At 40.2% G+C, this 22,580-nt stretch carries 15 protein-coding genes; 3 read left to right on the top strand and 12 right to left on the bottom strand.

Annotation, left to right across the window (positions count from 1 at the left end):
* Positions 1-42 precede the first annotated feature (42 nt).
* The 6 genes from A6E04_RS01325 to ohrR form a co-directional block, all read right to left on the bottom strand.
* Positions 43-600 (bottom strand): Lcl C-terminal domain-containing protein, encoded by a 558-nt coding sequence (locus A6E04_RS01325; protein ID WP_023603032.1) that lies wholly within the window; start codon positions 598-600, stop codon positions 43-45.
* Between the two features lie 2 nt (positions 601-602).
* A complete protein-coding gene (locus A6E04_RS01320) occupies positions 603-2,102 on the bottom strand; it encodes an Lcl domain-containing protein (RefSeq protein ID WP_017021835.1) in 1,500 nt (499 codons plus the stop codon).
* On the bottom strand, positions 2,099-4,414 hold the full coding sequence (locus A6E04_RS01315) for a proprotein convertase P-domain-containing protein (RefSeq protein WP_065609518.1): 2,316 nt from the start codon (positions 4,412-4,414) through the stop codon (positions 2,099-2,101). Before A6E04_RS01315 ends, A6E04_RS01320 begins: the two co-directional genes overlap by 4 nt.
* Positions 4,415-4,423: 9 nt before the next feature.
* Positions 4,424-6,559 (bottom strand): TonB-dependent hemoglobin/transferrin/lactoferrin family receptor, encoded by a 2,136-nt coding sequence (locus tag A6E04_RS01310; RefSeq protein ID WP_065609516.1) that lies wholly within the window; start codon positions 6,557-6,559, stop codon positions 4,424-4,426.
* A 15-nt stretch (positions 6,560-6,574) separates the two neighbouring features.
* The gene (locus tag A6E04_RS01305) at positions 6,575-8,578 is read right to left on the bottom strand and encodes a prolyl oligopeptidase family serine peptidase (protein WP_065609514.1); all 2,004 of its coding nucleotides are present in this window, start codon (positions 8,576-8,578) and stop codon (positions 6,575-6,577) included.
* 261 nt (positions 8,579-8,839) lie between these two features.
* The gene (ohrR, locus tag A6E04_RS01300) at positions 8,840-9,307 is read right to left on the bottom strand and encodes a transcriptional regulator OhrR (RefSeq protein WP_023603037.1); all 468 of its coding nucleotides are present in this window, start codon (positions 9,305-9,307) and stop codon (positions 8,840-8,842) included.
* A gap of 148 nt (positions 9,308-9,455) precedes the next feature.
* On the opposite strand from ohrR, the gene ohr reads away from it, so the two are divergent.
* Together ohr and A6E04_RS01290 are read left to right on the top strand one after the other, a co-directional pair.
* Positions 9,456-9,878 carry an organic hydroperoxide reductase Ohr gene (gene ohr / locus A6E04_RS01295; RefSeq protein ID WP_017021830.1) on the top strand — a complete coding sequence of 141 codons (423 nt, stop codon included), beginning with the start codon at positions 9,456-9,458 and terminating at the stop codon, positions 9,876-9,878.
* A gap of 37 nt (positions 9,879-9,915) precedes the next feature.
* Complete coding sequence (locus A6E04_RS01290; protein ID WP_023603038.1) at positions 9,916-10,311, top strand: DoxX family protein; 396 nt, start codon at positions 9,916-9,918, stop codon at positions 10,309-10,311.
* 106 nt (positions 10,312-10,417) lie between these two features.
* On the opposite strand, the gene ygjK is transcribed toward A6E04_RS01290, so the two are convergent.
* From ygjK to A6E04_RS01275, 3 genes are all read right to left on the bottom strand, one after another.
* Complete coding sequence (gene ygjK / locus A6E04_RS01285) at positions 10,418-12,787, bottom strand: alpha-glucosidase (protein WP_023603039.1); 2,370 nt, start codon at positions 12,785-12,787, stop codon at positions 10,418-10,420.
* A 132-nt stretch (positions 12,788-12,919) separates the two neighbouring features.
* Entirely contained in the window at positions 12,920-13,915 is a 996-nt protein-coding gene (gene ygjJ, locus A6E04_RS01280; protein WP_065609512.1) for a protein YgjJ, read from the bottom strand.
* Positions 13,916-14,149: 234 nt separating this feature from the next.
* A complete protein-coding gene (locus A6E04_RS01275) occupies positions 14,150-14,920 on the bottom strand; it encodes an AraC family transcriptional regulator (RefSeq protein ID WP_175365404.1) in 771 nt (256 codons plus the stop codon).
* Positions 14,921-15,014: 94 nt separating this feature from the next.
* Here A6E04_RS01275 and A6E04_RS01270 point away from each other — a divergent pair, with 94 nt between their 5' ends.
* On the top strand, positions 15,015-16,247 hold the full coding sequence (locus A6E04_RS01270) for a CynX/NimT family MFS transporter (protein ID WP_023603041.1): 1,233 nt from the start codon (positions 15,015-15,017) through the stop codon (positions 16,245-16,247).
* 129 nt (positions 16,248-16,376) lie between these two features.
* Here the strand turns inward: A6E04_RS01270 and A6E04_RS01265 are convergent, their stop codons facing one another.
* The 3 genes from A6E04_RS01265 to A6E04_RS01255 form a co-directional block, all read right to left on the bottom strand.
* Positions 16,377-17,801, bottom strand: a complete 1,425-nt coding sequence (locus A6E04_RS01265; RefSeq protein ID WP_023603042.1) for an amino acid permease — start codon at positions 17,799-17,801, stop codon at positions 16,377-16,379.
* Positions 17,802-18,087: 286 nt separating this feature from the next.
* A complete protein-coding gene (locus A6E04_RS01260) occupies positions 18,088-20,997 on the bottom strand; it encodes an HD domain-containing phosphohydrolase (protein WP_244886233.1) in 2,910 nt (969 codons plus the stop codon).
* Between the two features lie 153 nt (positions 20,998-21,150).
* Positions 21,151-22,578 carry an amino acid permease gene (locus A6E04_RS01255; RefSeq protein WP_065609510.1) on the bottom strand — a complete coding sequence of 476 codons (1,428 nt, stop codon included), beginning with the start codon at positions 22,576-22,578 and terminating at the stop codon, positions 21,151-21,153.
* Positions 22,579-22,580: the final 2 nt, after the last annotated feature.

The following is a 22,580-nucleotide window of genomic DNA, read 5'->3' as shown; positions in this document are numbered from 1 at the left end:
TCACCTTATATTCAGTCGAGTATAAGGTGACCTATTTGCATTTTATTCAGCGACTAAAAGAACGCTGAGTTTATGTTGAGCCGGGTTATAAGATAAAACTTCTCCATTTGGTGTATCAAATGAGTAAACTTCATTGCCGTTATTTGATGGGGTATTGCTCCAAATATATCCAGCAAGATCACCAACCTCATAGTCAAACGCTTTACCAAAGGCTTTTGTATTAACCGCAGGGCTATAACAAGCTCTCTCTTTCAATGACATAAGTTCTTTGATATTTGGCATTCTCCACTTTTTTATTCCACCAAATTCATGAAGTTGGTGGTTACCATTTGCATCATTAATGGATGCAATCATGGTTAACGCACTTTGCCAAAAATACGTTTCAGTCGACCCTTCGCATTCTTGGCTGATGTTATTCCATTGTTTTCCAAGTGGACAACGCATCCAAGTTAAGCCCGTTAAATTATCGGCTACGGTACCATTGTCAAAATTGATATAACGGCTGTTGGCTGCTGATCGAGAGAGATCAGCACTGCATTCTTGTGCAAATGCAGTGATAGAAAAAAGAGAAATAAGTGCAGTAAACATAAATTTGTTCATGATTAATTACCTTGTACTGAAACTAAGCGGGCAGGAAATAAATAAGAAGGATCATTTTCGTATTCGGCATTAAATTTTAACGGTGTCTTTTCGGTAAATATTACAACATTACTGACACTGCCTTTACTTCCACCTAAAAGAGTCAGTGAATTGAAATTTATGCCACCCTCCGTGTTATAAGGGGAATAGGTACTGTACGTCATTGTTTGATGCCATATTCCACCCACTTCGATGTCAGTGCTTCCTATTGTTTGATTAGGGAAAAAGTTGGCACTTAGCCCATAAACTTCTCCCTTTTCATTCGTCTTATCTTCCCCAAAATCAATTAAATTATACACTTCATGAAGTCTTGGTAAGCGCCAATTGCTTTTTCCACATAGCTGGATAGAGTTAATGTATTCAGCATAGTCTTGGGTGGTACAAACGGTATCTCCCTTTGTTTTACAGGTAGCAAGATCTTCATCTTTAAAGAAGGGAGCAACGTTATTTTGCTCTAGCGCTAATTGACGATTCTTATATTGTATCGAAGTTTCATCCGCCGATTTTACTTCCCAAATTAAACCGCTGCGCTCATCAAGAACACAAGACCACTGAGAGGCTGTGTTGTCTATTTTATTGCCGTCTTGGTCTAATTTTACAAACTTAAACCCATTACCTTGAGTGGCACTACGCTCATTTTTGTCAAGTCCAAAGTCGGCATCTTGTCCAGGGAAGCTTGCAGATGGTGTTGCTACGTTATGATCACTATTTTCGTCCGTAAAATAGAGAACGGTTCCGGTGTCATTTAATGGGCTACCACTTAATGAAACCGCATTTAACTCTGCAATAAAGGTTGAAGATTGGGCCTCAGTTAATACGCTAGTGACCATATCTACTGGATTATTAATGATATTGGCGCTTAACAACGACAATATCTGAGTACGGTTTTGGTTTTTAGTGTGTTTCAGCAAGGTGATAATATTTTGTTCTAGAATCGCTAAATCTGGATCTTGTAAATTATCGAGCAGGTTGCCTGAGATTGAAATCCCTTTTGCTGACAGTTGTGCCGTAATCAGAGTGATTGCTTCTGTGGTTGTCATGCCATTGTTCATGTGGCCTGCAATCAATGAAGTAATGCCATTAATTTGATTGCCAGTTGATTTTTGAAGACCAGGGGCGACGATATAGGCTTTTGTTAACGTAGTTTGTGATGATTGTGCCGAATACGAATTAACGGTTTGGAGTGCACTTTGTGTCTCTGCCAATAAGGGCAATGTCACAATGTTTTTATTGGTACCAGTAATTGAGAATTCACCTTTTGAGTTAGCGACGGTACTTGGCTCATTCGCATCACACATTAAATTCTGATTTGTATCGACACAAACTTTGCTGTTTGCTGCGATATGTTGAGTCGCAATAGTGCCAGATACCGTATAACTTGGAACGGAAGTGTCTGGAGAATCAGAGCCTCCGCAGCCGGCGAGTGCCAAAGTGGTGGCTAAAAGAGTAAGTTGATATTTCATAGTGTTGTCTTCTTATTGTTAGTAAAAGAAATAGGAAAAGACGGCAGTTGACGACCGCCCATAAATAGGATCAGTAAAAATAAAGTGAGTAATGAAAAGCTCCCGCCAGAAGAGGATTTAGCCGCCGTGGTTGATGTCGTTTTGGGTGTCGTACATTGATAAGATTGAATGCTTCCAACACCCCATGAGATAAGCTTTCCTGAGTCATTAGGTGCAAAGTCGGCGATTTCTAAACGCCAGGTACCCCAGCTTGGTTCTCCTTTAAAGGGGGTGATTATCGAGTCATGTTTTATGGTGAAATAATCTTGGAATAACGGCGAGGCAGAATCTTTATGGTTTAATAAAGTAACGCGTGTGCCACGAGGAGAAATGAGTGTTACCGTTAAATCAATGAGATGACTGTGCTCTATATGTAGATAGACACCAAAGTTCTCATCAACAATCCCATTATGGTCAGCTGCGGTAAAGTTCACGGTTTGTAACCCTACAATGGGGCGGCCAGAGCTATCAGTTGTTGCGTCTGGGATCCGTGTGTTTATTAAGGGGAAGCTTGTCGAAAACGTCGGTGTGCCCTTAATCAATGTCATTCGTTTCGTCCATTCTTTGGTTAATAAAGAGGGAGAAAATTGATAACTTAGGTTTGTTTCTGTATTAAACGATTGACCACATTGAAGCGCGGTAGGCAGTTCAATATCGATATTGAAAGAATCAAATAAATCGCTGTTGATGTCTTTCACTTTGTCATTATTTATGGAAATATCGCCCGTGATCATCGCTTGGCGTTGAGTTGATAATAACGTGAATTCAATGTGTTTATTTGGAGAAATATAGTGACTGGTTATTTCTTGTTTAAAGGGCGCAAGAAGCAATCCATGATGAGTGAAGTTATCAGTAAGGATCTGAGCGTACTCTTTATTTGGGTAAAGAGTATTGGCCACAAATACCATGCTTTCTGCTAGATCATGCATTTTTAAGCCACGTCCTAGCCCATACATTGATTCAAGTACAATCGTATCAAACTCTGAGAATGCAGTAATTCCGTAGCGCGTAACCCCTTGTTTTAACGATTGAAAGAGAGGCGTTGACCATAATTCATCACCGAGCTCTCCCGCAACACTCTCATGAGCACGGTAGTCCGCTTGTTTAAAGTAACGGGCTTTTTGATTCCATAAGCTACGAGTGTTTCTTTTGGCACCAAAGTAACCATCCCAATTAAATACGGTGTCAATTTCAAACTCTTGTCCCGAGCTATTGGCATTCGTAAATTGTTGGCGGTAACTGTAGCTGCCTGCCCAGTAATCCCCAAAACCTTCACCAATCGCTCCAGTGTGGCCATAAGCCCAATCAGGAACAATGTGGTAATGAATACCGTGGCCTAATTCGTGTAAAACGACATCAGCATCGAATGAATCGGGAGATCCGCCTCCAGTACCAAGCAACAGAGCTTTTGCTCCATAATAGTAGCTTGAATTATTCGCAGATAAAGCGCTAGCATCAAAATCAATAGGGCGATCAAAGATCGTAAATCCTAATGAGGTAATGTATCTAACCGAGGCGTCAAGATGAGAAAATGCCATGATTTGTGCAAAGTTGGGTTCATTAATGTGCGTGGCTTTCAATTCGGCAAGGGAAGAGAAGGTAGCCACGCCTTCTTGAGCCAATAATCCAATGTTACTTTCTATTTCTTTTGGATTTTCAGGAGATTGAGGTATCACTAATGCGAGGGCATCTACTTGTCTTACTCGAGGATTACTCAAATAATATTTACCATTAGAGAGCAGCACATCGCTGTCTTTTATGACGTAGTGGGAAGGGTTAGGGTATTGGGCTATGTCCGTCATTTGTGATGCTGGCTTTGGTTCTCTGTCCATGGTTCTTAGATCAGGATCAAACACAGAAAATGCGGCACTCACCATCGTTCCAGTACTCAACTCTGGTGGTGTTAGTGATTTTAATGATCGCGGATCTTCAATCTCTGAGGCTGCTGCGGGCTTACCGTTGTTTAACGTGGTATTTTTTAAACTTTTAAACACACGAACAATGCGGTCATTTTTATTGGTTGATACCACCATGGTTTTTTGTGGTTGATATTGGCCATCAATCCACACATCAAAATTGTAATGTGTTCCTAATGTTGAATGAGTTTCATAGCGCAGGCGATAATCGCCATCATTCGGATAAGCTTGTTGTAAATATTGTTTGGCTTCTTGTGCTTGCGAAGCGGTCATTGTATTTGCTGGGTAATCCCATTCTCCCGCGATAGCATGAGATGAACACCACAATCCAATAAGACAAGAAAGATACTTTTTCATTTTCATTCCTTAAAATACGTACTTAGCATTTACAGTGAAGTAACGGCCAGGTTCGGTTGAATACCCTTTTGCAGAATCCATCACACCAGCCACATCTTGGTAGCGGATGTATTCTTTATCTAATAGATTGATGATGTTTGCACTGAGGTTAAAATCGGAACTAAAGGCATAATTGATACCGAGATCGACGGTTGCCCAGTTTGATGTTGTCGCACATTTGGTTTGCATGCCTATTGCTGTGACGCACTCTGGAACGTGATCCATCGCAGTTGCCCAGTTGATGGTGCTGTAAGCTGACAATTTTTCGAGATCGTAAGTCACTCCCACGTTGCCCTCTAGTGGAGTAATGGTGCGGATGTATTCTCCATCGCCATTTTTCCCATCAACGTAACCCGCTTTGGTGTTCACTCCCCAACGTTGAGTAATTTGATGAGCTAAGGTGAATTCAACGCCGTAGGTTTCAACACCATCCACATTTTGATATTGCTTTAAATAGTTTCCAGTTGATGGATCGAACCCAGTGAGTACAACGTCGATGAACTTTTCGAATTTTTGATAAAAAACAGCAGCATAAACTTGAGTTCGGCCTGAATCGTATTTAATACCATGTTCTATTGAATCACTGGTTTCAGCCTCTAAATCCATATTTGGAATGATTAAGAATGGGGTAAGAGGAACAAAATCATGGTTGTTATATCCGTAGGCTTTGTCATAAGAAGGCGCGCGATACCCGTGGTTATAAGATAAATAAGTATTAAGGTTATCGGTAAACTGATACGTAGCAGAAAGGCTAGGGGACAGCTCACTGCTGCTCATTTTCTTGACGTCAAACCCTGCTATGGTATTCGATTCATCTGGAGTTAAACGGTGTGCATCAAAACGAAGTCCTCCAGTGAAAATCCAATCATTTACTTCGACAATATCGCGTAAATAAACGCCAAAAGTGTAAGCTCTCGCTGGAGAGAAAGGTTGTGTTCCCCCAACGTTAATGCCATTCCAGTCAATGGTTGATTTGCTGTTTGGTCGTTCGTATCGATTGGTCGTCATGCTAACGCCATAAGCAAGGCTATGATCTTGATTAAACAGCGTAGAAGATGAGGTAAAATCGTTATCAAAACCGATCAATTGATCCGTAAAGCTTTGAACTCTTAATTCTCGGCGTTTTTCTTGAATATTATTACGTTCACGCGACATTAAGCGGTTAATATCCGAAGAGGTTTCGGTACTGCGCCAATACAGCTTTGAGTCTAATTTTTCAAACCATGAATCATAAGGGGTATATTCGGCACCAACGTACGCACTGATGTCTTCAATGTGTTCTTTTTGATCATACGTGGCAATCCGCCAAATACCGTCTTTTTGAATAGAGGCCGAGCCCTCTTCACGGATCATTTCTTCGCTGTAATACTCTAGTTTGGCTTTTAACATCAAGCTTTCACCGATGTAGTGGTTTAGAGTGTAAGCGCCATTAATCCCGTCAACATTACGGTTGTATAAATCTTCTTGGTAGTTGCGAGTTTCTTCCCCTTGCCAGTAAGAGACAGTAAATAAACTTTCTGTATCACCTGATCGAAAAGCCAGATTACTGCTGCCTTTATATTTGTTACTAATACCAGAGTAAGTTCCTGATATATCAGAGTAGAAATCGTTATTTTTTAAGTAATCTCCAGGCTGTTTAGTTTCAACAATGACGACACCACCAATGGCACCAGAACCATAAACAGACGAGCTTGCTCCTTTTATCACTTCGATAGACTTTACGTTAGATAGATCAAACGAATTACGACCTACTTTGTCATTAATGTCGGAAGCGCCATAACCATCAGACGATTTCACACCATCTTTAATAATGACAATTCGGTTACCTGTCATGCCTCGAATGGTGATGTTTTGTGGTCGGCCTGCGCCACCCGTCACACTGACACCGGGTTCACTATTTAACGATTCATATAATTCTGTTGCGCCTTTTTTTTCTAGCTCATCCCCTTTAATTACGGCGATAGATCCCGCTACTTTTGATAGCGGTTGTTCAATTTTATTGGCGGTAACGACCACCTCTTCAAATTGTGTCACCTCAGAATTGGCGTGCACAAAGTTGGCAGTCAGTACACTCAGTACCGCCGCAGTCACAGGGGAAAGCTTCATTTATAGCTCCGTTTTTTAGTTATTTGTTAGAGATAAAAGAAAAATATATTCAAACGCTTGTTGCGCTAATGCGTCTCGTCTATCGGTGGCATGACCTTGATTGAAATGGGTTTCAAGTAAATAAGGACCAGATCCTGTGCTCTTATTTCGTATTTTGGTTAGGTATTTTGCCCCTTCCCAATAAGGAACTCGGCGATCATGAAAGCCGACTTGAACAAGAAGAGGGGGGTAAGCCTGTTTTGTGATATTAGAGTAAGGATCTGTTTGTTTCATAATACGTAGCTCGTCAGGGATCGTCGGGTTTCCCCATTCGCTGTATTGCTGCATTGTGAGAGGCAACGTGGGATCTGACATGCTGTTCACGACATCAACAAAAGGAACATTCAATGTGGCCCCTTGAAATACATCAGGCTGTTGGTTGATAGCAGAAGCCACTAACGTACCTCCGGCGCTTGATCCCAATGCGTAAATAGGATGAGGTCCATTGTGGTAATGGCGCATTGTTTTTGCTGCGGTAATAAAATCAGTGGTGGCATGTTGTCGGTTAAGCCCTCGACCTGCGTTATACCAAGCATCGCCGTTGTAACCACCGCCTCTGACATGAGCAATAGCGTAAATAACCCCGCGATCCAATAAGCTGATGATTTGTGGCATAAAGTAAGGTTTCATCGTGACACCGTAAGCGCCATAACCATAAAGAAAGACTGGGCTATCGCTGTGTATTTTGTCTTTTCTGTACGCAAGCGTGATTGGTAAATCGACACCATTATCAGTCATGATTATTTGCTCAGTCACGTAACGAGAGGGAGTTATTGTTGGGTAATTATCTTGTGAATAAAGCGTTCGTTCTAATGTTGAGCTATTTACCTTTTCCCATTTTGGCGGTTGAATCATCGACATACTGCGGATATAGAAAGTATTACTTTTAAAGTCACCCACACGACTTACCCATGCCGTTTGCCCTGATGTTGTCAAAGGCTCAATGTCGCGCACTTTTCCGGTATTATTTAAATAGATCAGTTGAGCGTTTTCCCCATTTCCGACTGAGACGACTGGTCCAGATAAAAATAAGTAAAAGTTAGTCAGTGGATGATCTGGCAATGGGCGAAATAGAGATTTCCAATGGGTAATTTCCGTCATTTTAGTTAGGGGGACGGAATACAAGGCAAAGTGATGGTCTTTAATATTGCTGTTAATTACAACGGCGTTATTGGCGATATCTGCATAGTACTCAATACCTTCAATACGAGGCTTTATCGGAGAGGATAGATGGCCGGTGATTAAGTTTAGTACTCGTTGTTCGCTGCTGTTGTCATTGTTTGATTGAACCAAAGCGTAGTCGAGATCGCTGGCTTGGTAAAAAGACAATAACCAGTCTTTTGTTTGTTCTTTAGCGATAGATTTGATTGTTGAATTAGCGAGAGTGAATTCAACTAATTCAAAGGGCCTAGAAGAAAGATCTTCTTGTTTAATGAGATACAAAGAGCGATCATCATGAGACCACATAATGCTTGAATCTACGTTATGAATAAGAGTGGTAATGGTTTGTGTTTTTAAATCGATGACACTGATTTGATATTGCTCTGATCCGGTCAGATCTTCGCTAATGGCCAATGTTTTATGATCATTACTCAGTGCCCAGCGACCTAAATGATAATAATCAAATGAGTTCGAGCGTTCTGAAATATTAAATAATACGGTCAGTTTTTTTGTTTTTAACGAGCGAGAAAGGAGTTGGCGTTGTCCATCATGTTGAGTGATCGCATATTCTGCATTTCCAATAATATGCCATGGTTGCTGAGATTTAATGGGGTGATTGTCTTGCCATTCTTGCAGTAGTTCGTTGATTTTAGGCTCAAGAGTGGCTTTGAATTTTTCTGTTTGTGTATTTTCATTACTCAAATAGTCGATAACTTGAGTGTTGCTGCGAGAATCGTCTCTTAACCATTGCAAATCGTCTTGAGCAAAAGTGGGGGCAGAGAGAATCAATAACCAATAAAAGAGAGTAAAATAGTTCATAAGCACAGCAAATCCATGAGTTAATTTAATAAACACAGTAAATGCTACATACAAATGAGAATGAGATCAATTATCATTTTCATTTATTCTTTTTGTTATTGGGACGAGCGTCACAATTTAAAGGGTTAACCTGACGTTTTTTTACATTCAGTGAGTGGATTTATACTGTTTTTTATCCTATGGGTGGTGCGGAGAGGGAAAGTGAATGGAATGAAGAGAGCACACAGTAGTTCGATGAATCGTCATACTGTGTGTTTGATGTTAGTTTTGTAAGTTAGACAGTAGCTTTTCACAAGTGGCTTTTAATTGCTGTAATTCTTCAATTTCTAACTGGCTTTTACAGAAAATACCATTAGGAACCGACAAGGCGCGTTCTTTTAATTCACGGCCTTGGTGGGTTAGAAAAACCAGTCGAATGCGTTCATCTTCGTTACTTCGCTCTCTTGTGATGAAGCCTTTTACTTCTAAACGTTTCAGTAAAGGTGTCAGCGTACCGGAATCAAGATGAAGGTCATGACCGAGATCTTTTACATTAATGCCACTTTTTTCCCAAATAACCATCATTGTTAGGTATTGAGAGTAAGTAAGATCAAGTTCATTTAATAATGGGCGATACGCTCTGATCATGGCATTCGATGCGCTATAAAGAGAGAAGCATACTTGGTTTTTAAGTAACAATTGAGGTGCTTCCACTTCATTTTTACTGTGTTTCTCAGTTGAATTCGTCATTTCACACCCTTATTAAAAATAGATTGTGCACAATATACTTGTATTTTGTCTTCGGATCGACTTATACTTATCGAAATTGAATTGTGCGCAATCTAATTGCTAGCGATTGAAGTGGCTAATTATCGTATTTAATTTAAAGGACATCATTATGACGACGCTATATACAACGAAAGCAACAGCATCAGCAGGACGTAACGGCCAAGTAACGACAGACGACAACATGCTTGATCTTGCTTTAAGCTACCCTAAAGAAATGGGCGGAACAGGGGAAGCAACAAACCCTGAGCAATTGTTTGCGGCAGGTTATTCTGCGTGTTTCTCAAATGCGATTATTCACGTAGCTCGCGAGATGAAAATCAAATTAACGCAAGCGCCTGTAACCGCTGAAGTAGGCATTGGTCCAAATGATACGAACGGTTTTTCACTCACGGTTGCATTGGTTATTACGTTGGATCTAGAAAATACGGAAGCGCAAGAATTAGTGAAAATAGCACACCAAGTGTGCCCATACTCAAATGCAGTTAAAGGCAATATTGATGTGAAACTGTCAGTAAATGGTATTGCACTATAATTGATTCAATAAGTTGATGTGATTAAGGAAAAATAACGTGAACACTTTATTGTTAACCGCTGGTCGTGTACTTCTGGCATTGTACTTTTTAATCCCCGGCATCATGAAATTTGTGTCGTGGGATATGCATATTCAATTGATGGAAAAGCATGATATGCCATTTGTGCCTGTTTTACTGGGACTTGCTGGTGTTTTCCAAATTGGTGCCGCAGTTTTACTAATAGCGAATCGTTTTACGTGGATAGTCGCCTTATTATTGGCAGGATTAGTGTTGGTTATTAATGTGTCGTTGCATGATTTCTGGAATTATTCAGGATTGGAAGGCGCACACGAGATGCAGAATTTCATTAAGAACTTAGGTATTTTTGCTGGTTTATTGGTACTTTCTGGTCACTCAATGCCTGAGTGTTGTAAAGAAAAAGCCAAATCGTAATAACGATATAAAACAATCTCAAATTAAAATAGTAAAAAAGGGATATGACGTTAATCATATCCCTTTTTGTTGTCTGTTATTTAAGATGTGCTAAGTAAAGCGTTTATTATTTTTCTGCGGTGAAGAAATCGTTATACAGCATGTAAAGGTGAGCAGAGCTCCAAGAGAAGTTTGGTGCGCCTTGCTGTTCACCCGTTAGTGGGTTGTAGTTTTCGCGGATAGGACCATCGCCAACCAAGCCATCTGCATGATCAAAGAAAGCGCCTGCCATTTCAACCGCATCGTCACGATAGCCATAGCTTTCCATGCCTTTTAGACCAAAGTAAAATTGATCAACCCACACGCGTCCACGCCAGTAAATATCAGGACCAAAAGCAGGGCTTGTTAATGCCGCAGTGCCTAATGGAACATATGTATTGAACTCTGCAGGGTCTTTCATTACTTTTACAACGGCATCAGCATTGGCTTGCGTTGCGGCTTTATTGAAGAGTGGTGACCAACCTTCTGGGCCTTTACCGCGCTCAACAATTGGTTTACCTGCACAGCCATTAGCCAGAGGTTTATCTTCAATACGAATGTCGTAGAAGAACCCCGTACCTTCATCAAACATACACGTATTGATGTAGCTTGCTAAGTGGTCGGCTTTTTCACGGAAAATAATGGCTTCATCACTGCGGCCTATTATGTCAGCCATTTCCGCTAGGTATTGATTATCACTGTACATGTAACTTGCTTGATCCACGGATTCTTGCAGCAATGAATAGCCCAGTAATGTGCCGTCTTTATCTCTGTTTTGAGCGAATTTCACTTCCCAATCAGATCGTTTTCCGCCATTGGCGACATAAGCATCCAGTTGATCTTTATCTATGAAACCAAAAGCGGCGGCGTCATCACGACCTGATTCCCACGAAGCGGCAGTTTGTGCGGGGATCTCAATGTGGTCATAATCACCAGATTGAATGATCTCTTGGTATTTATCTAGGCCAGACAATTCTTCTGTTTTGCCGTTACGTTCAACCGTAAACAGCATCTCGCCCGCGTCAGTATTGTGGGCTTTGTCGCGTGAAGCTCCGTATTCTGGTACGCCATTGCCATTGTTATCACGGTTATGTAACCACCAATCATGATACGCGACCAGTTTAGGGTACATTTCTTCTAACCATGCTTTATCATTAGTGGTTTTGTAAACTTCCATAACCGCCCATGCGGCAAGGCTTGGCTTAGTATTTCGTTCGTTCCAATTGCCACCATCACCGCCACGTTCAGGGCTTGTGTTGTAGGCTAATAAATCAGGAATAAAACCCGCATCCCAAGGACGAACTTTATCGTCGGCTTGAATTTGATAAGCAAACATCGCGCGAATATTGTCTTTTGCTACTTCAGGGTTGAAGTGTGCCATTGCATACGCTTGCTTCCATGTATCCCAGGGCCATGTTTGGTTGCCAGAGAACCAACGAGCCGTGACCGATGGAGTGACAGAATCAAACTCCATTGCACCAGCCGCACCGCGCCAGTTACCGTTTAAGGTTTCCATTGCTTTTACTGCAACACGCTCTTGCGCTGGGGTTGCGTTTGGATTACTTAACCCTCTTTCAAGGTATTCTTGCCAACGATTTTCGGTTGCCGACATGTATTGATTCGGATTAGCTAGAATATCGTTGATTTTCGCTTGTTCTTTTTTGTTTTCTTCAGCCGTTAATACATGAGAATAAGTGGTGTAAATAGTAGTAGATTGCTCAATATTAGCGGTAGAAGTAAAGGTTAAGCCATCAACAGTAGTCGCTGTTGGAATTGATTTATGAACTTGATATTCAGAGGCTCCAGACGTTAATAACGACCACGTTGCACGCACTTCACCAAAAGTAACCGTTAGTCCATCGTTAGTTGGTACGATAGTGCGGTTGTAATCAGGGTAGGCCTCTGCAATGGTTTTGTTTGATTGAGATTCTTCTTCTTTCGCGTGATTGCCTTCAATCAGCTCACCATCCCATACTAATTCGACTGGAGAATTGGTTGTTATTTTAGTTTCAACTAATGACGTACGATTGGTTGCAAAGCGTAATGTGAGTTCTACTTTTACGTCATCAGAGGTTAGGGTTTGAATCAACGCGCCCGGTAAGCTGTAGGCTTCCATGGTGAACTGTACTTTTCGCCCGTCTTTATACACACTCAAACGGTCAAAATTATTGGCCATGAAGTTAATGTATTCTTCTGTTAATAATGCGGTGCCAGGGAATCCACCCATGCCATCATCATTGTCAGGGAGAAGATGACCGTGCCATGATCCCATGTCAAAAAATGGGTTAAAGCGTTGATGATCATCAAAATCATAATCACGCATGTATTCTGGAGAGCCGGTACGGTCAATCACATCTTTAAATTGAGTCGCAGTAGGTTCAGTTGCGCCATCTGTTGCTTTACAGCCAATAACGGACAGAACGGTAGCGACAGCAAGTACTGAAAGTTTTAATTTCATCATTAAATTTCTTACCCTTTAAAGTAAAAGTTTTACTAAAATTAACTGGTTAAATAGTAGTAATAAAAAGAAAAGGTGTCCGTGAAGTTAGTCTCATATAATGGAGCTAAATTTACGAATAATGTGATTCTCTTACCAATAGTAATATTGCATGATGAAGATTTCGTTGGCTGAATCTGTCGTGTCATTGTTCATGAAAAACTTAGTATCAATAGCCGTCGCAAATTTGCCACCGGCGTATTCATACCAAACACCGCCATTAATATAAGACGTGGTTTCATCTTCAGCGGTGTCTAGTTTGGTATTGGCGTAGTTATAAGCCGCAGAAAGATAAACGCCTTTTGCCACTTCATAATAGGCACTGGTCATTATGCCTGTTTCTGTTCCTTCGCTGATGTCATTACCTTGATCGGTATGATGCCAGACACGTGCTGCGAGGGTTTTATATTCTGCGCCAAGTAAATACATTTCACCGTCGCCATCAGTAAATTCAGCACCGCCAAGCAAGGTGAGATCTTCTGCAATATCGTATTGAACATAACCATTTACAAACGCAGAGTAGCTGTATTTATTGGCGTATTCATCGTATCGACCGAAGTGGACAAGAGCATCATCTTCAGAGAAATCAGACTCTGGTGCCGCAGAAACACTGTAGCGAAGGGCTCCTTCTTCATTACGTATTTTAATTCCTACGTTCACATCTCGTGTATTTGGTAGGGTATAACCATTTTCTGGTGTCGAATCTCCCCACCATTGAATATCATCTAAAGAAGAGTCAATGCGGCCGGCAATAAACTCGGTACCTGCGTCAGTTCTATATCCGGCATAGAATCGATTTATTCCTCCTTCAAAGCCCCCCCAGCCATGACCTGTTGCCCACGCATTGCCGTTATCATCCGCTTGTACTGTCCAGCCCTCACCGTAAATTAAGCCAAACCAATTGCCTTCTTCAATAGCGAGTCCGCCTTCAATATAGGTGCCATCACTGTAGCGACCTTTATCGTCACCATCAAAGAAAGTACGACCACCAATGCCTATTTCACCGTAAAAATCAGTTTCAATGGCATGGACATTCGCTGTTAAAAGTAGAGTAGAAAGTAAAGACAGCTTTGCAAAAGTAGGTTTCATGTTTAGAGGTTCTCACTGTTGTGGGTAAATTTTTCTTATTAGAAATTGATTGGGTTACTCGGTAATAAATGAATACGGAGTTAATTATCAATAAAGAAAGAATAGCGAGGAGAGATAAGAAAAAGAAGAATAAAACGGCATAAATGTGAGAGAAGTGAGATTGTTTTTATCTATATTTACTTAAAGTTTTACTTCTAAAAAGATCTAATTTACGTAGACCTAATTAGGGAGTGTTTACTTAATCTTCATGTATTGTTTTGGTGAGCGGCCTAATGTTTTTTTGAAGAAAGAGATGAAAGCGCTGACCGATTCATAGCCTAGATCTTCAGCAATGCGTTGAACCGCGTCTCCAGAAGAGAGTTTTTGCAACGCCAATACAATATGTAATTGACTGCGCCAATGGCCAAAGGTCATTCCTAACTCTTGTTTTACTAATCTTGATAGCGTTCTTTCACTCATGGCAAAGCGTTTTGCCCATTCACCAACAGTGAGACGGTTGCTTGGATCACTGTACATTTCTTTGGCTATTTTATGTAAGCGAGGCTCTGAGGGGATAGGGAAATCGAAGTGCTCTGCTGGCATAGCGGTTAGTTCATCAATCAGGACGTCAACTAATCTTGCAGTTCGCCCTTCGGCTTCATAATGTTGATCGACTGACGATAAGGCAATGATCGACTCTCGCAATAAAGGGGAGATAGACAAGGTACAGCTCTTCTCTGGGATACCTTTTATATCGGGATCAATAAAAAGCATACACACATCAGAACCTGATGAAATCCGATTGCTGTGAAAAACTTGGCTTGGGATCCAAACAGCACAATTTGCAGGCACCATCCAAATGGCGTCGGCAATGGTACAAGTGACAAATCCGCTTAACGGCATCACCAATTGACCTTTTTGATGCTGATGAAAGACCGTTTCTTCTTCTTGATTAATACGAAGAGCTGTGACTTTTTGTGGGTAGGCATCAGAATCAAAATTATAAAACATTGAATTGTTAGGCATGACTTTGACCGTTTATCGTTATTTATTGTCAATATACATAAATTCGGATGAGAAAGTAAAGTATATGATGGAGCCTAGATTTAAGGAGATTGATATGTCACATAAAAATAAAATTAAAAAACTGGCGCACCCTGGGCTTTTGATTGTTGGGATTTTACTTATAGCGAGTAATCTTCGAGGTCCAATTACGGGAATTGGTCCCATCTTAGATTTTATTTCAAAAGATTTGGGATTAACCGCAACACAAGCCGGAATGCTCACAACGGTTCCTCTGCTGGCCTTTGCTTTCTTTTCTCCTATCTCGTCAGGATTAGCTCGAAAAATAGGATTGGAATCGTCGTTAATGATGGCTTTGATTGCGATTACCGTCGGGGTTCTTCTTCGTTCGACAGGCACAGCTCCAATGCTGTTTTTAGGAACCAGTATTATCGGGGTAGGTATTGCGATTGGTAATGTATTGCTGCCAAGTTTACTAAAGCGAGACTTTCCAAAGCAAGTGACGACGTTTACGGCTATCTATGTATTAATGATGGGGGTTGGATCAACCATTAGTTCAAGTTCCGCTATACCAATGCTAAATTTAGCAGACTCTTTGGGTATTACTGCGATACCAAATTGGGCGGTGTCATTGGGCTCGGTTATTATCTTTCCCATTATTGCTATTGCAGTGTGGTCATCACAATTAGGTAATCGTACGGCGCCAACGAAAGATACGGCACAAATTGACAGTCACAGCTATATCTGGAAAACGGCTGCGGCGTGGCAAGTGACGGTTTTCTTAGGGTTGAACTCATTCATCATGTATATCTTCATTGCTTGGCTACCAACTATCTTGGTTGATAATGGGTATTCAGAGCATCAAGCGGGGTATTTACATGGGATTCTACAACTGTCAACGGCGGTACCTGCGTTAATTCTTATTCCGTTAATGTCGAAAATGAAAGACAAACGAGTATTAAGCGTGTTGATGTCTGCGTTAGCGTTTGTTGGTATCTGTGGTTTATTAATGATGCCAGCGCTGGCGGTTGTTTGGATCATCATGTTTGGTTTTAGTTGTGGTGGTGGTTTTATTTTAGGTTTGTCGTTTGTTGGTATTCGAACTCACGATGCACATCAAGCGGCTGCGTTATCAGGCATGGCTCAATGTATGGGTTATCTGCTTGCGGCAGCGGGGCCTATTTGTTTTGGTTTGTTGCATGAGATGACAGGAAGCTGGAATGTACCATTGATGATGTGTCTTGGTGTTTGTGTTGCGTGGGGTGTAACGGCAATGTTTGCTGGGCTACCATATACGATAGATAAAAAAGGTCATGCCAAACGAGTGTAATATTTATTTCATGCTGATTGATTTTAGACAGTAGTTGAATAAGAACAGAGACAAAAAAGGCACTGAGGGAATCAGTGCCTTTTGTCATAATTAAGGGAAACTAAACGCTAATTTGTTTCTTGCCTATGTTTATTTTTTGATTTCTTTTGTTGCTGATTGTTCACTTTTCGCTTGTTTCTTTTCAAAGCGAGAGATCCACCACCATGCAAGTGCTGAGAATACCGCAGTCATAAAGACATTAATAAAGAACGCTTTAACTAAATCAACACCGGTTGGGAACGCAGATGCGGTCATACTTACAACAAAGATAGCAATAAGAACAGACACCACACTCATACCAAACTTACGAGAACCCATGCGGAAATCACGTGGTGTGTCATCGTATTTAAGACGGAAGACAAAGTAAGCCACCATGATGAAGATAGGCGGTAGCATTGCGGTACCAGCGGTTAGATTAATCGCGGTGTTCATCATCTCTTGTACTGATTCAGAACCAAAACCATTTACGATTAACATCACAACAACGAAAGCGAACTGCCACCAAGCGGCGCGAACAGGTACGCCGTGTTCATTTAGCTCTGTTGTTTTTTCACCGTAAACGCCCTTTGGAATTTCAGAAAAGTGAATTTTAACTGGAGCCGCAGTCCACATCATCATCGAGCCAAACATAGCGATGAACAGAACGATACCAACAAAGCGACCAACTAATGATTCAGAGACATTGAAGTACTGAGCCATACCCGTAAATATTTCAACCATACCACCTGCGTAAGTCAACGATTCACGAGGAACAAATACGTTCACTAACAAAGAGCCTACCGCGTACATAGCGCCTATAAGAACACCTGCTGCGATGATTACTTTAATGAAGGTCTTCTGACCGCCTTTCACATCTTTCAAGTAGGCTGCGGCGGTTTCTGCACCACCTGCTGCTTGGAAGATCCAACACATAATACCCAGTGTTGCCCAGTTAATGGTTGGTGTCATTGCTTCTAGTGTGATTGGCTCAGCAGGAACGTGATCCCCACCAAGTGCCATTAGTGCACCAATAACGTAAATGCCAAACAATGCGAACACACCGTATGCGACGAGTTCTGAAATTTTACCTAACCAAGATGCGCCTTTGGTTGAAATATGGGTAGCCCCCGCAAACAACACAATCGATATGATAGAAGTCACCATTGGTGAGAAACTGTATTCATAACCCAGCATTGCATAAGACGCGTAAGCGATAACGTTAGGCAATAGAGAAATAAACCAAAATAGATTTACGAACCAATAAAGGAAAGAACCTAAATACGCGGCTTTACTGCCTAATGGTTTTTTTAGCCAATCGTACATTCCTGATTCAGAGTCTTTGTTTGCAGAAACAAACTCAGAGATGATGAATACGAAGGGAATAAAGTAAACAAGGGTCGCAAGTAAAAAGATGGGTGCAGAACTCAGTCCCAATTCGATATTATTATTCACAATGTTACGGACGTTAAATACCGCCGCGAGCGTCATCGACAGTAAGGCAAATTTACCTATCGTGCCTCGTAAAGATTCAGACATAGTAATAGCATCCTATATGTTTGCATTAAATATTCTAGTAAGTTTTAGTAAAATTATAGTAATTAGTTTTACTAAAACTTACTGTGAGATGTGTCATTAAACGGAGAATAAGAAAGCAGCAAACTGTGATGGTGATCTACGCAACACTGAGAATAATGATCCGTATTAAAAGAAAAGCGGGAATTGTGCACCAATATTTATTGGTGTAGAGGAGTGATACATAGCAAAATGCATAAGGTTATGTTGAATTGCGATGTTCAATAAGCAAAAAAACAGCCCTGTAGAACTAGCTCAGGTAGTTATTGATATCAACGTCATCACATTGTTCTGGATTTAAGTGTGTTTCTGCATATTTGAGATAAAGACCTGAGGTTAAAAATAAATTAAATAAGTCTTTATCTATATGCTTATCTTTAACCATAAAACTCATTATTTTTAGAGATTCCGTTAATGTTTTTTCTTTCTTATATGGTCGATCGTGACTGGTTAGGGCTTCAAAAATATCAGCAATAGCCATTGCTCGTGCGGTGAGTGGCATTTCTTCTGCTTTTAGTCCCATAGGGTAACCAGTGCCATCGACTTTTTCATGATGGCCACCTGCTATTTTTGGAACATCCTTCATCGTTTTTGGGAATGGGAGTGCTTCTAGCATTTTAATGGTTTGAATAATATGGTCATTTATTGTGAATCGCTCTTCATTATTTAGCGTTCCACGCTGAATTGATAGATTATAGATTTCACCAATATTATTTTTGTATTCGGGTAGCTGTAATGTGAAACGTGGATCTTGATCTATGTTGGTTGTTCTCGGAATGAGGTGAGATTGATTGTCTTGTAAGAGAGTAACGGTTAAGGGAATAAAGTGGCTATTTGAGTTATGTAAACGTGCTTTTTCTTCCCATGCAAGACCAAGGCTATCATCTAAGGTTTGCGTCCATGTTTGTTGACCAATGTGGTGTATTTTTTCGATGTTTTGTTCTGATAAGAACTCATCACCCACATTTACCCTCGCAATAAGAGCAAATTCTTCATCTAATCGTTGCCATTCTTGTTCCAATTCTTCTCTATACTCATCAGGCAGTGTGTTGTTGAACACTTGTTTCCATTGTTTTATTTCAGCGTCACGTTTTAATACTTCAAAGCGGGTTCGTATTTCATGAATTCGATTGTAAATAGTCTCTAATTTTGTTGCTTTATCAACGACGTATTCCGGCGTGGTTATTTTTCCGCAATCATGCAGCCATGAAGCTATTCTTAATTCCTCTTTTTTTGTTGAATTCAGTGTGAAATCGTTAAAGGGTGGAGTAGAAGAATCACTCGCCACTTGCGCAAGCCATTGGGTTAATAGAGGCACTTTCTGGCAATGGTTTCCAGTATAAGGAGACTTTGTATCAATCGCACTTGCCATTATTTGAATAAAAGAGTTGAGTAAATCCTTTTGATTCTGTAGCATTTTTCGTCCTTCGAGAGCGATGGAGGTATAATTCATTAATGACTCGAAGTAGCTGAATTGCGTATTACGCACATACTCACTGTTTTTTACATCAAACACTAACACCATCGCCCCTATTGTTTGCTTTTCTCTAGAAAATAAAGGAAAGGTGATAGACCATATTTGTTCGCTGTTTAAGCCCAATTTATTCTGTTCTTGTTTGTCGAGCTGATTAATATTCAGGTTTTCAAAGGGTTTCTTTTTAATCATTATATGTTCAATGGTTTTTGCTATTTTTTTATCATCTAAAGCAAAGCTTTCTAATTCACTAATGTCTTCACTTTGTGTATTTGCTCGCCATGCAAACTGAGGATCTATGTGTGTTTCTTTATCATTGATAAGATAGAGATAAGCCGCGGTGGCTTTAGTGGCCTCTGCGGTACTGCGTCCAATAAGTTTTATTGATTCCTCAAAATCATGTTCTTTTGATATTGAGTTCGTTAGATTGAAGTAATTTTCTATTGCTGATTTCATACTGGTAATCGATCGGGTCAGATTCGCTATTTCAAGTATTTTAGTCGATGTATGATCGATAGATGAAAAATCAAATGTGGATATTAGTCGTGCTTGCTCTGTGGCTTGTTGGATCGGTTTTGATACCCTTTGAGATATGAAATAGACACAGGGAATCGACAGCATTAGGATAACGAAAGACCACAAAATGGTTTGTTGGCGAATAATATAGGCACTAGATAACAACTCTGATTTTTTTACCGCAATCAATAAGTTTAATGATCGTTCAGCATTAATCGGAACTGAAAATATTTTCCCATACCAATGTTCGCCATTATTTTGATATTGTTGAATTTCGTGGTCTAAATTGATGTGATTAATTGAATTTAATACCTCAGAGTTAAATAAATCACTCAAATTAATAATTTTACTTTCTTCTTTTTTAATTAAAGCGAGGCTAGAAGAATTACTTGCGTAAACGATGTTTTTTTCATCATAAAGCACTCTAAGAGAGGAGGGGTGGATAGCCGTGCTTTTTAATACATGACTGAGTTTTTCCATTAAAATATCAGCACTTACAACAACGTTATTCTCTGCTTTCTTATGAATGGTTAAACCAAATTGTTGTAATCCTGGAAAGTAACGAGGTTTGGATAAAACGATTTTTTCTTTGATCGAATTCTTAAACCAATTCTCATTTCTTGGGTCATATTGATGTTCATTAAGTTCATCTGAACGGATAAAACGTGCTTGATCATCGTAGAAAAAAACGGTGGTTTTATTTTCGATAACAGAGTTATGATTGATGAAGAAATAGTAAGTATTCTCTGGAGTGTTTAGTTTTTTTCTAAATAAGGAATTACCTAATATACCAACCCCAAACCAATCGCCATTTGGAAAGGAAATACGATACGTCGAGACGTGTTTGTGTAAATCTAAGAGCATCGCTAATTCGGTAAAGTAAGCGTTGCGCTGCTCTAATGTTTCGGTATAGACGATATCTCTTTTGGAGAGCTTAGCTACTGCGTTAAAGGCGGGTCTATATTCACTTCTTATTGAGGATCTTGTTTCTGTCGATATTCGGTCAAAAATGGTTGAGGTGGCTTCAAGTAAAAGTTGATTGATGCCTTTGTTCATTATGTATATTTGCACCGAACAGATGACGATGATCATTACCGTAAACAACGTCGATATATGAATGTGCAGTGGAAATACTAGCTTATCTTTTATTTTTTTTATTAGAGATATCATAACGCACCATTTATTTTTTTATCTAGAATAAAAATAGTGCACAAATGGTAAAAGATCGATGGTTAGGTACGGATAAAATGGCAATAAAAAATCCGAGAATATAGATACTCTCGGATTTTAGTCGCTCGTTTTCCTTAATTAAAGGTTGGTGAATTACTGAACGGCAGGTTTTGATTCTTCAAGACGCTGCTCTTTGCTTAATGACTGCTCATACTTGTTGTATTTCCACCAAGCGTAGCCAAGGAAGATAACAATACCGCCGACGTTATAGAAGATGATGGTCATGATATCGCCACCCGTCGGGAAGGTTGATGCAAAGAACCCAACCGTGAAGATACCAATCAGAATTGAAACTACCGTGATACCCGTGAAGCGAGAGCCCATTTTAAAATCACGCTCTAGGTGGTCCAATTTTATACGTAAATTTAAGTACGCAATCATGATAAACAGAGGTGGTAGCATAGAAGCTGCGGCTGTCATGTTAATGATGGTGCTCATTAAATCTTGTACTGTGTCAGACGCTAATGTTGGGATAAACATCAGTGGAATAACGATTAAGAACTGAATCCATGCGGCACGTACTGGCACGCCTTCTTTGTTTAGGGCTACTGTCTTTTCGCCAAAAATGCCTTTTGGGATTTCAGAGAAAAAGATTTTAACCGGTGTAGCTGTCCACATTAGTAACGAACCTAGCATTGCAGTAAACGAGACGATACCAACAAAACGGTTCATGATAATTTCAGACAGACCAAAGTGTCTTGCCATGCCTTCAAATACTTGTACTGAGCCGCCTGTAAATTTCAACTCTTCACGAGAGACAAATACGTTGGCAACAATTGAACCAACAGAATAAAGCACACCGATAAAGATACCTGCAACGATGATAACTTTAACAAAAGATTTGTGTCCGCCTTTAATGTCATTTACATAAACCGCAACCGATTCAGCACCGCCGGCCGCCATGAATATCCAAGTAATGACCCCTAAGAACGCCCAGTTAAATGAAGGCGTCATTGCTTCAATTGTAATTGGGTCTGCTGGTTCAATACCACCAAGAAGTGCGCCACCTGATAGAAGTATGTAAGACAAAGTGAGTAGCAACATTAGTGATGAGGTAATTGAGGTAATTGGCCCTAACAGTTTCGCACCATTGTTCGATACATGCGTTGCGACAGCAAACAATAATGTACTTAATACTGCGGTTGTTAATGGTGTAAATATGTATTCAAACCCTAAGAAAGCGTAAGACGCATAAGCGATGATTCGTGGTAAAAGAGAAGTAAAAAAGAATAGATTAACGAACCAATAAGTGTACGCGGTAATGAAAGCCCAGCGACCACCCAATGAACTTTTTACCCATGCGTAAACACCGGCTTCAGAGTTTTTATTTAAGGATACAAACTCAGCAACGATTAAACAGAATGGAACAAAATAGAACAGAGTAGCAAGGAAGAACATAGGTGCAGAGGATAGCCCGATTTCAATATTATTGTTGATGATATTATTGAAGCTATAAACTGCAGCAAAAGTCATAGACAGTAAGGCGAATTTGCCTATCGTGCCTCGTGTTGATGTAGACATAA

Origin of the sequence: Aliivibrio logei, from assembly GCF_001691055.1 — a bacterium.
GTDB lineage: Bacteria > Pseudomonadota > Gammaproteobacteria > Enterobacterales > Vibrionaceae > Aliivibrio > Aliivibrio salmonicida.
Note: the sequence above shows the minus strand (reverse complement) of the source record. Positions and strands in the feature narration are given on the sequence as shown.

Excerpts from the sequence above, each read along its gene's own strand:
- A6E04_RS01325 (WP_023603032.1), bottom strand. The coding sequence starts at position 600 with ATGAACAAATTTATGTTTACTGCACTTATTTCTCTTTTTTCTATCACT.
- A6E04_RS01320 (WP_017021835.1), bottom strand. The coding sequence starts at position 2,102 with ATGAAATATCAACTTACTCTTTTAGCCACCACTTTGGCACTCGCCGGC.
- A6E04_RS01315 (WP_065609518.1), bottom strand. The coding sequence starts at position 4,414 with ATGAAAAAGTATCTTTCTTGTCTTATTGGATTGTGGTGTTCATCTCAT.
- A6E04_RS01310 (WP_065609516.1), bottom strand. The coding sequence starts at position 6,559 with ATGAAGCTTTCCCCTGTGACTGCGGCGGTACTGAGTGTACTGACTGCC.
- A6E04_RS01305 (WP_065609514.1), bottom strand. The coding sequence starts at position 8,578 with ATGAACTATTTTACTCTCTTTTATTGGTTATTGATTCTCTCTGCCCCC.
- ohrR (WP_023603037.1), bottom strand. The coding sequence starts at position 9,307 with ATGACGAATTCAACTGAGAAACACAGTAAAAATGAAGTGGAAGCACCT.
- ohr (WP_017021830.1), top strand. The coding sequence starts at position 9,456 with ATGACGACGCTATATACAACGAAAGCAACAGCATCAGCAGGACGTAAC.
- ygjK (WP_023603039.1), bottom strand. The coding sequence starts at position 12,787 with ATGAAATTAAAACTTTCAGTACTTGCTGTCGCTACCGTTCTGTCCGTT.
- ygjJ (WP_065609512.1), bottom strand. The coding sequence starts at position 13,915 with ATGAAACCTACTTTTGCAAAGCTGTCTTTACTTTCTACTCTACTTTTA.
- A6E04_RS01275 (WP_175365404.1), bottom strand. The coding sequence starts at position 14,920 with ATGCCTAACAATTCAATGTTTTATAATTTTGATTCTGATGCCTACCCA.
- A6E04_RS01270 (WP_023603041.1), top strand. The coding sequence starts at position 15,015 with ATGTCACATAAAAATAAAATTAAAAAACTGGCGCACCCTGGGCTTTTG.
- A6E04_RS01265 (WP_023603042.1), bottom strand. The coding sequence starts at position 17,801 with ATGTCTGAATCTTTACGAGGCACGATAGGTAAATTTGCCTTACTGTCG.
- A6E04_RS01260 (WP_244886233.1), bottom strand. The coding sequence starts at position 20,997 with ATGATATCTCTAATAAAAAAAATAAAAGATAAGCTAGTATTTCCACTG.
- A6E04_RS01255 (WP_065609510.1), bottom strand. The coding sequence starts at position 22,578 with ATGTCTACATCAACACGAGGCACGATAGGCAAATTCGCCTTACTGTCT.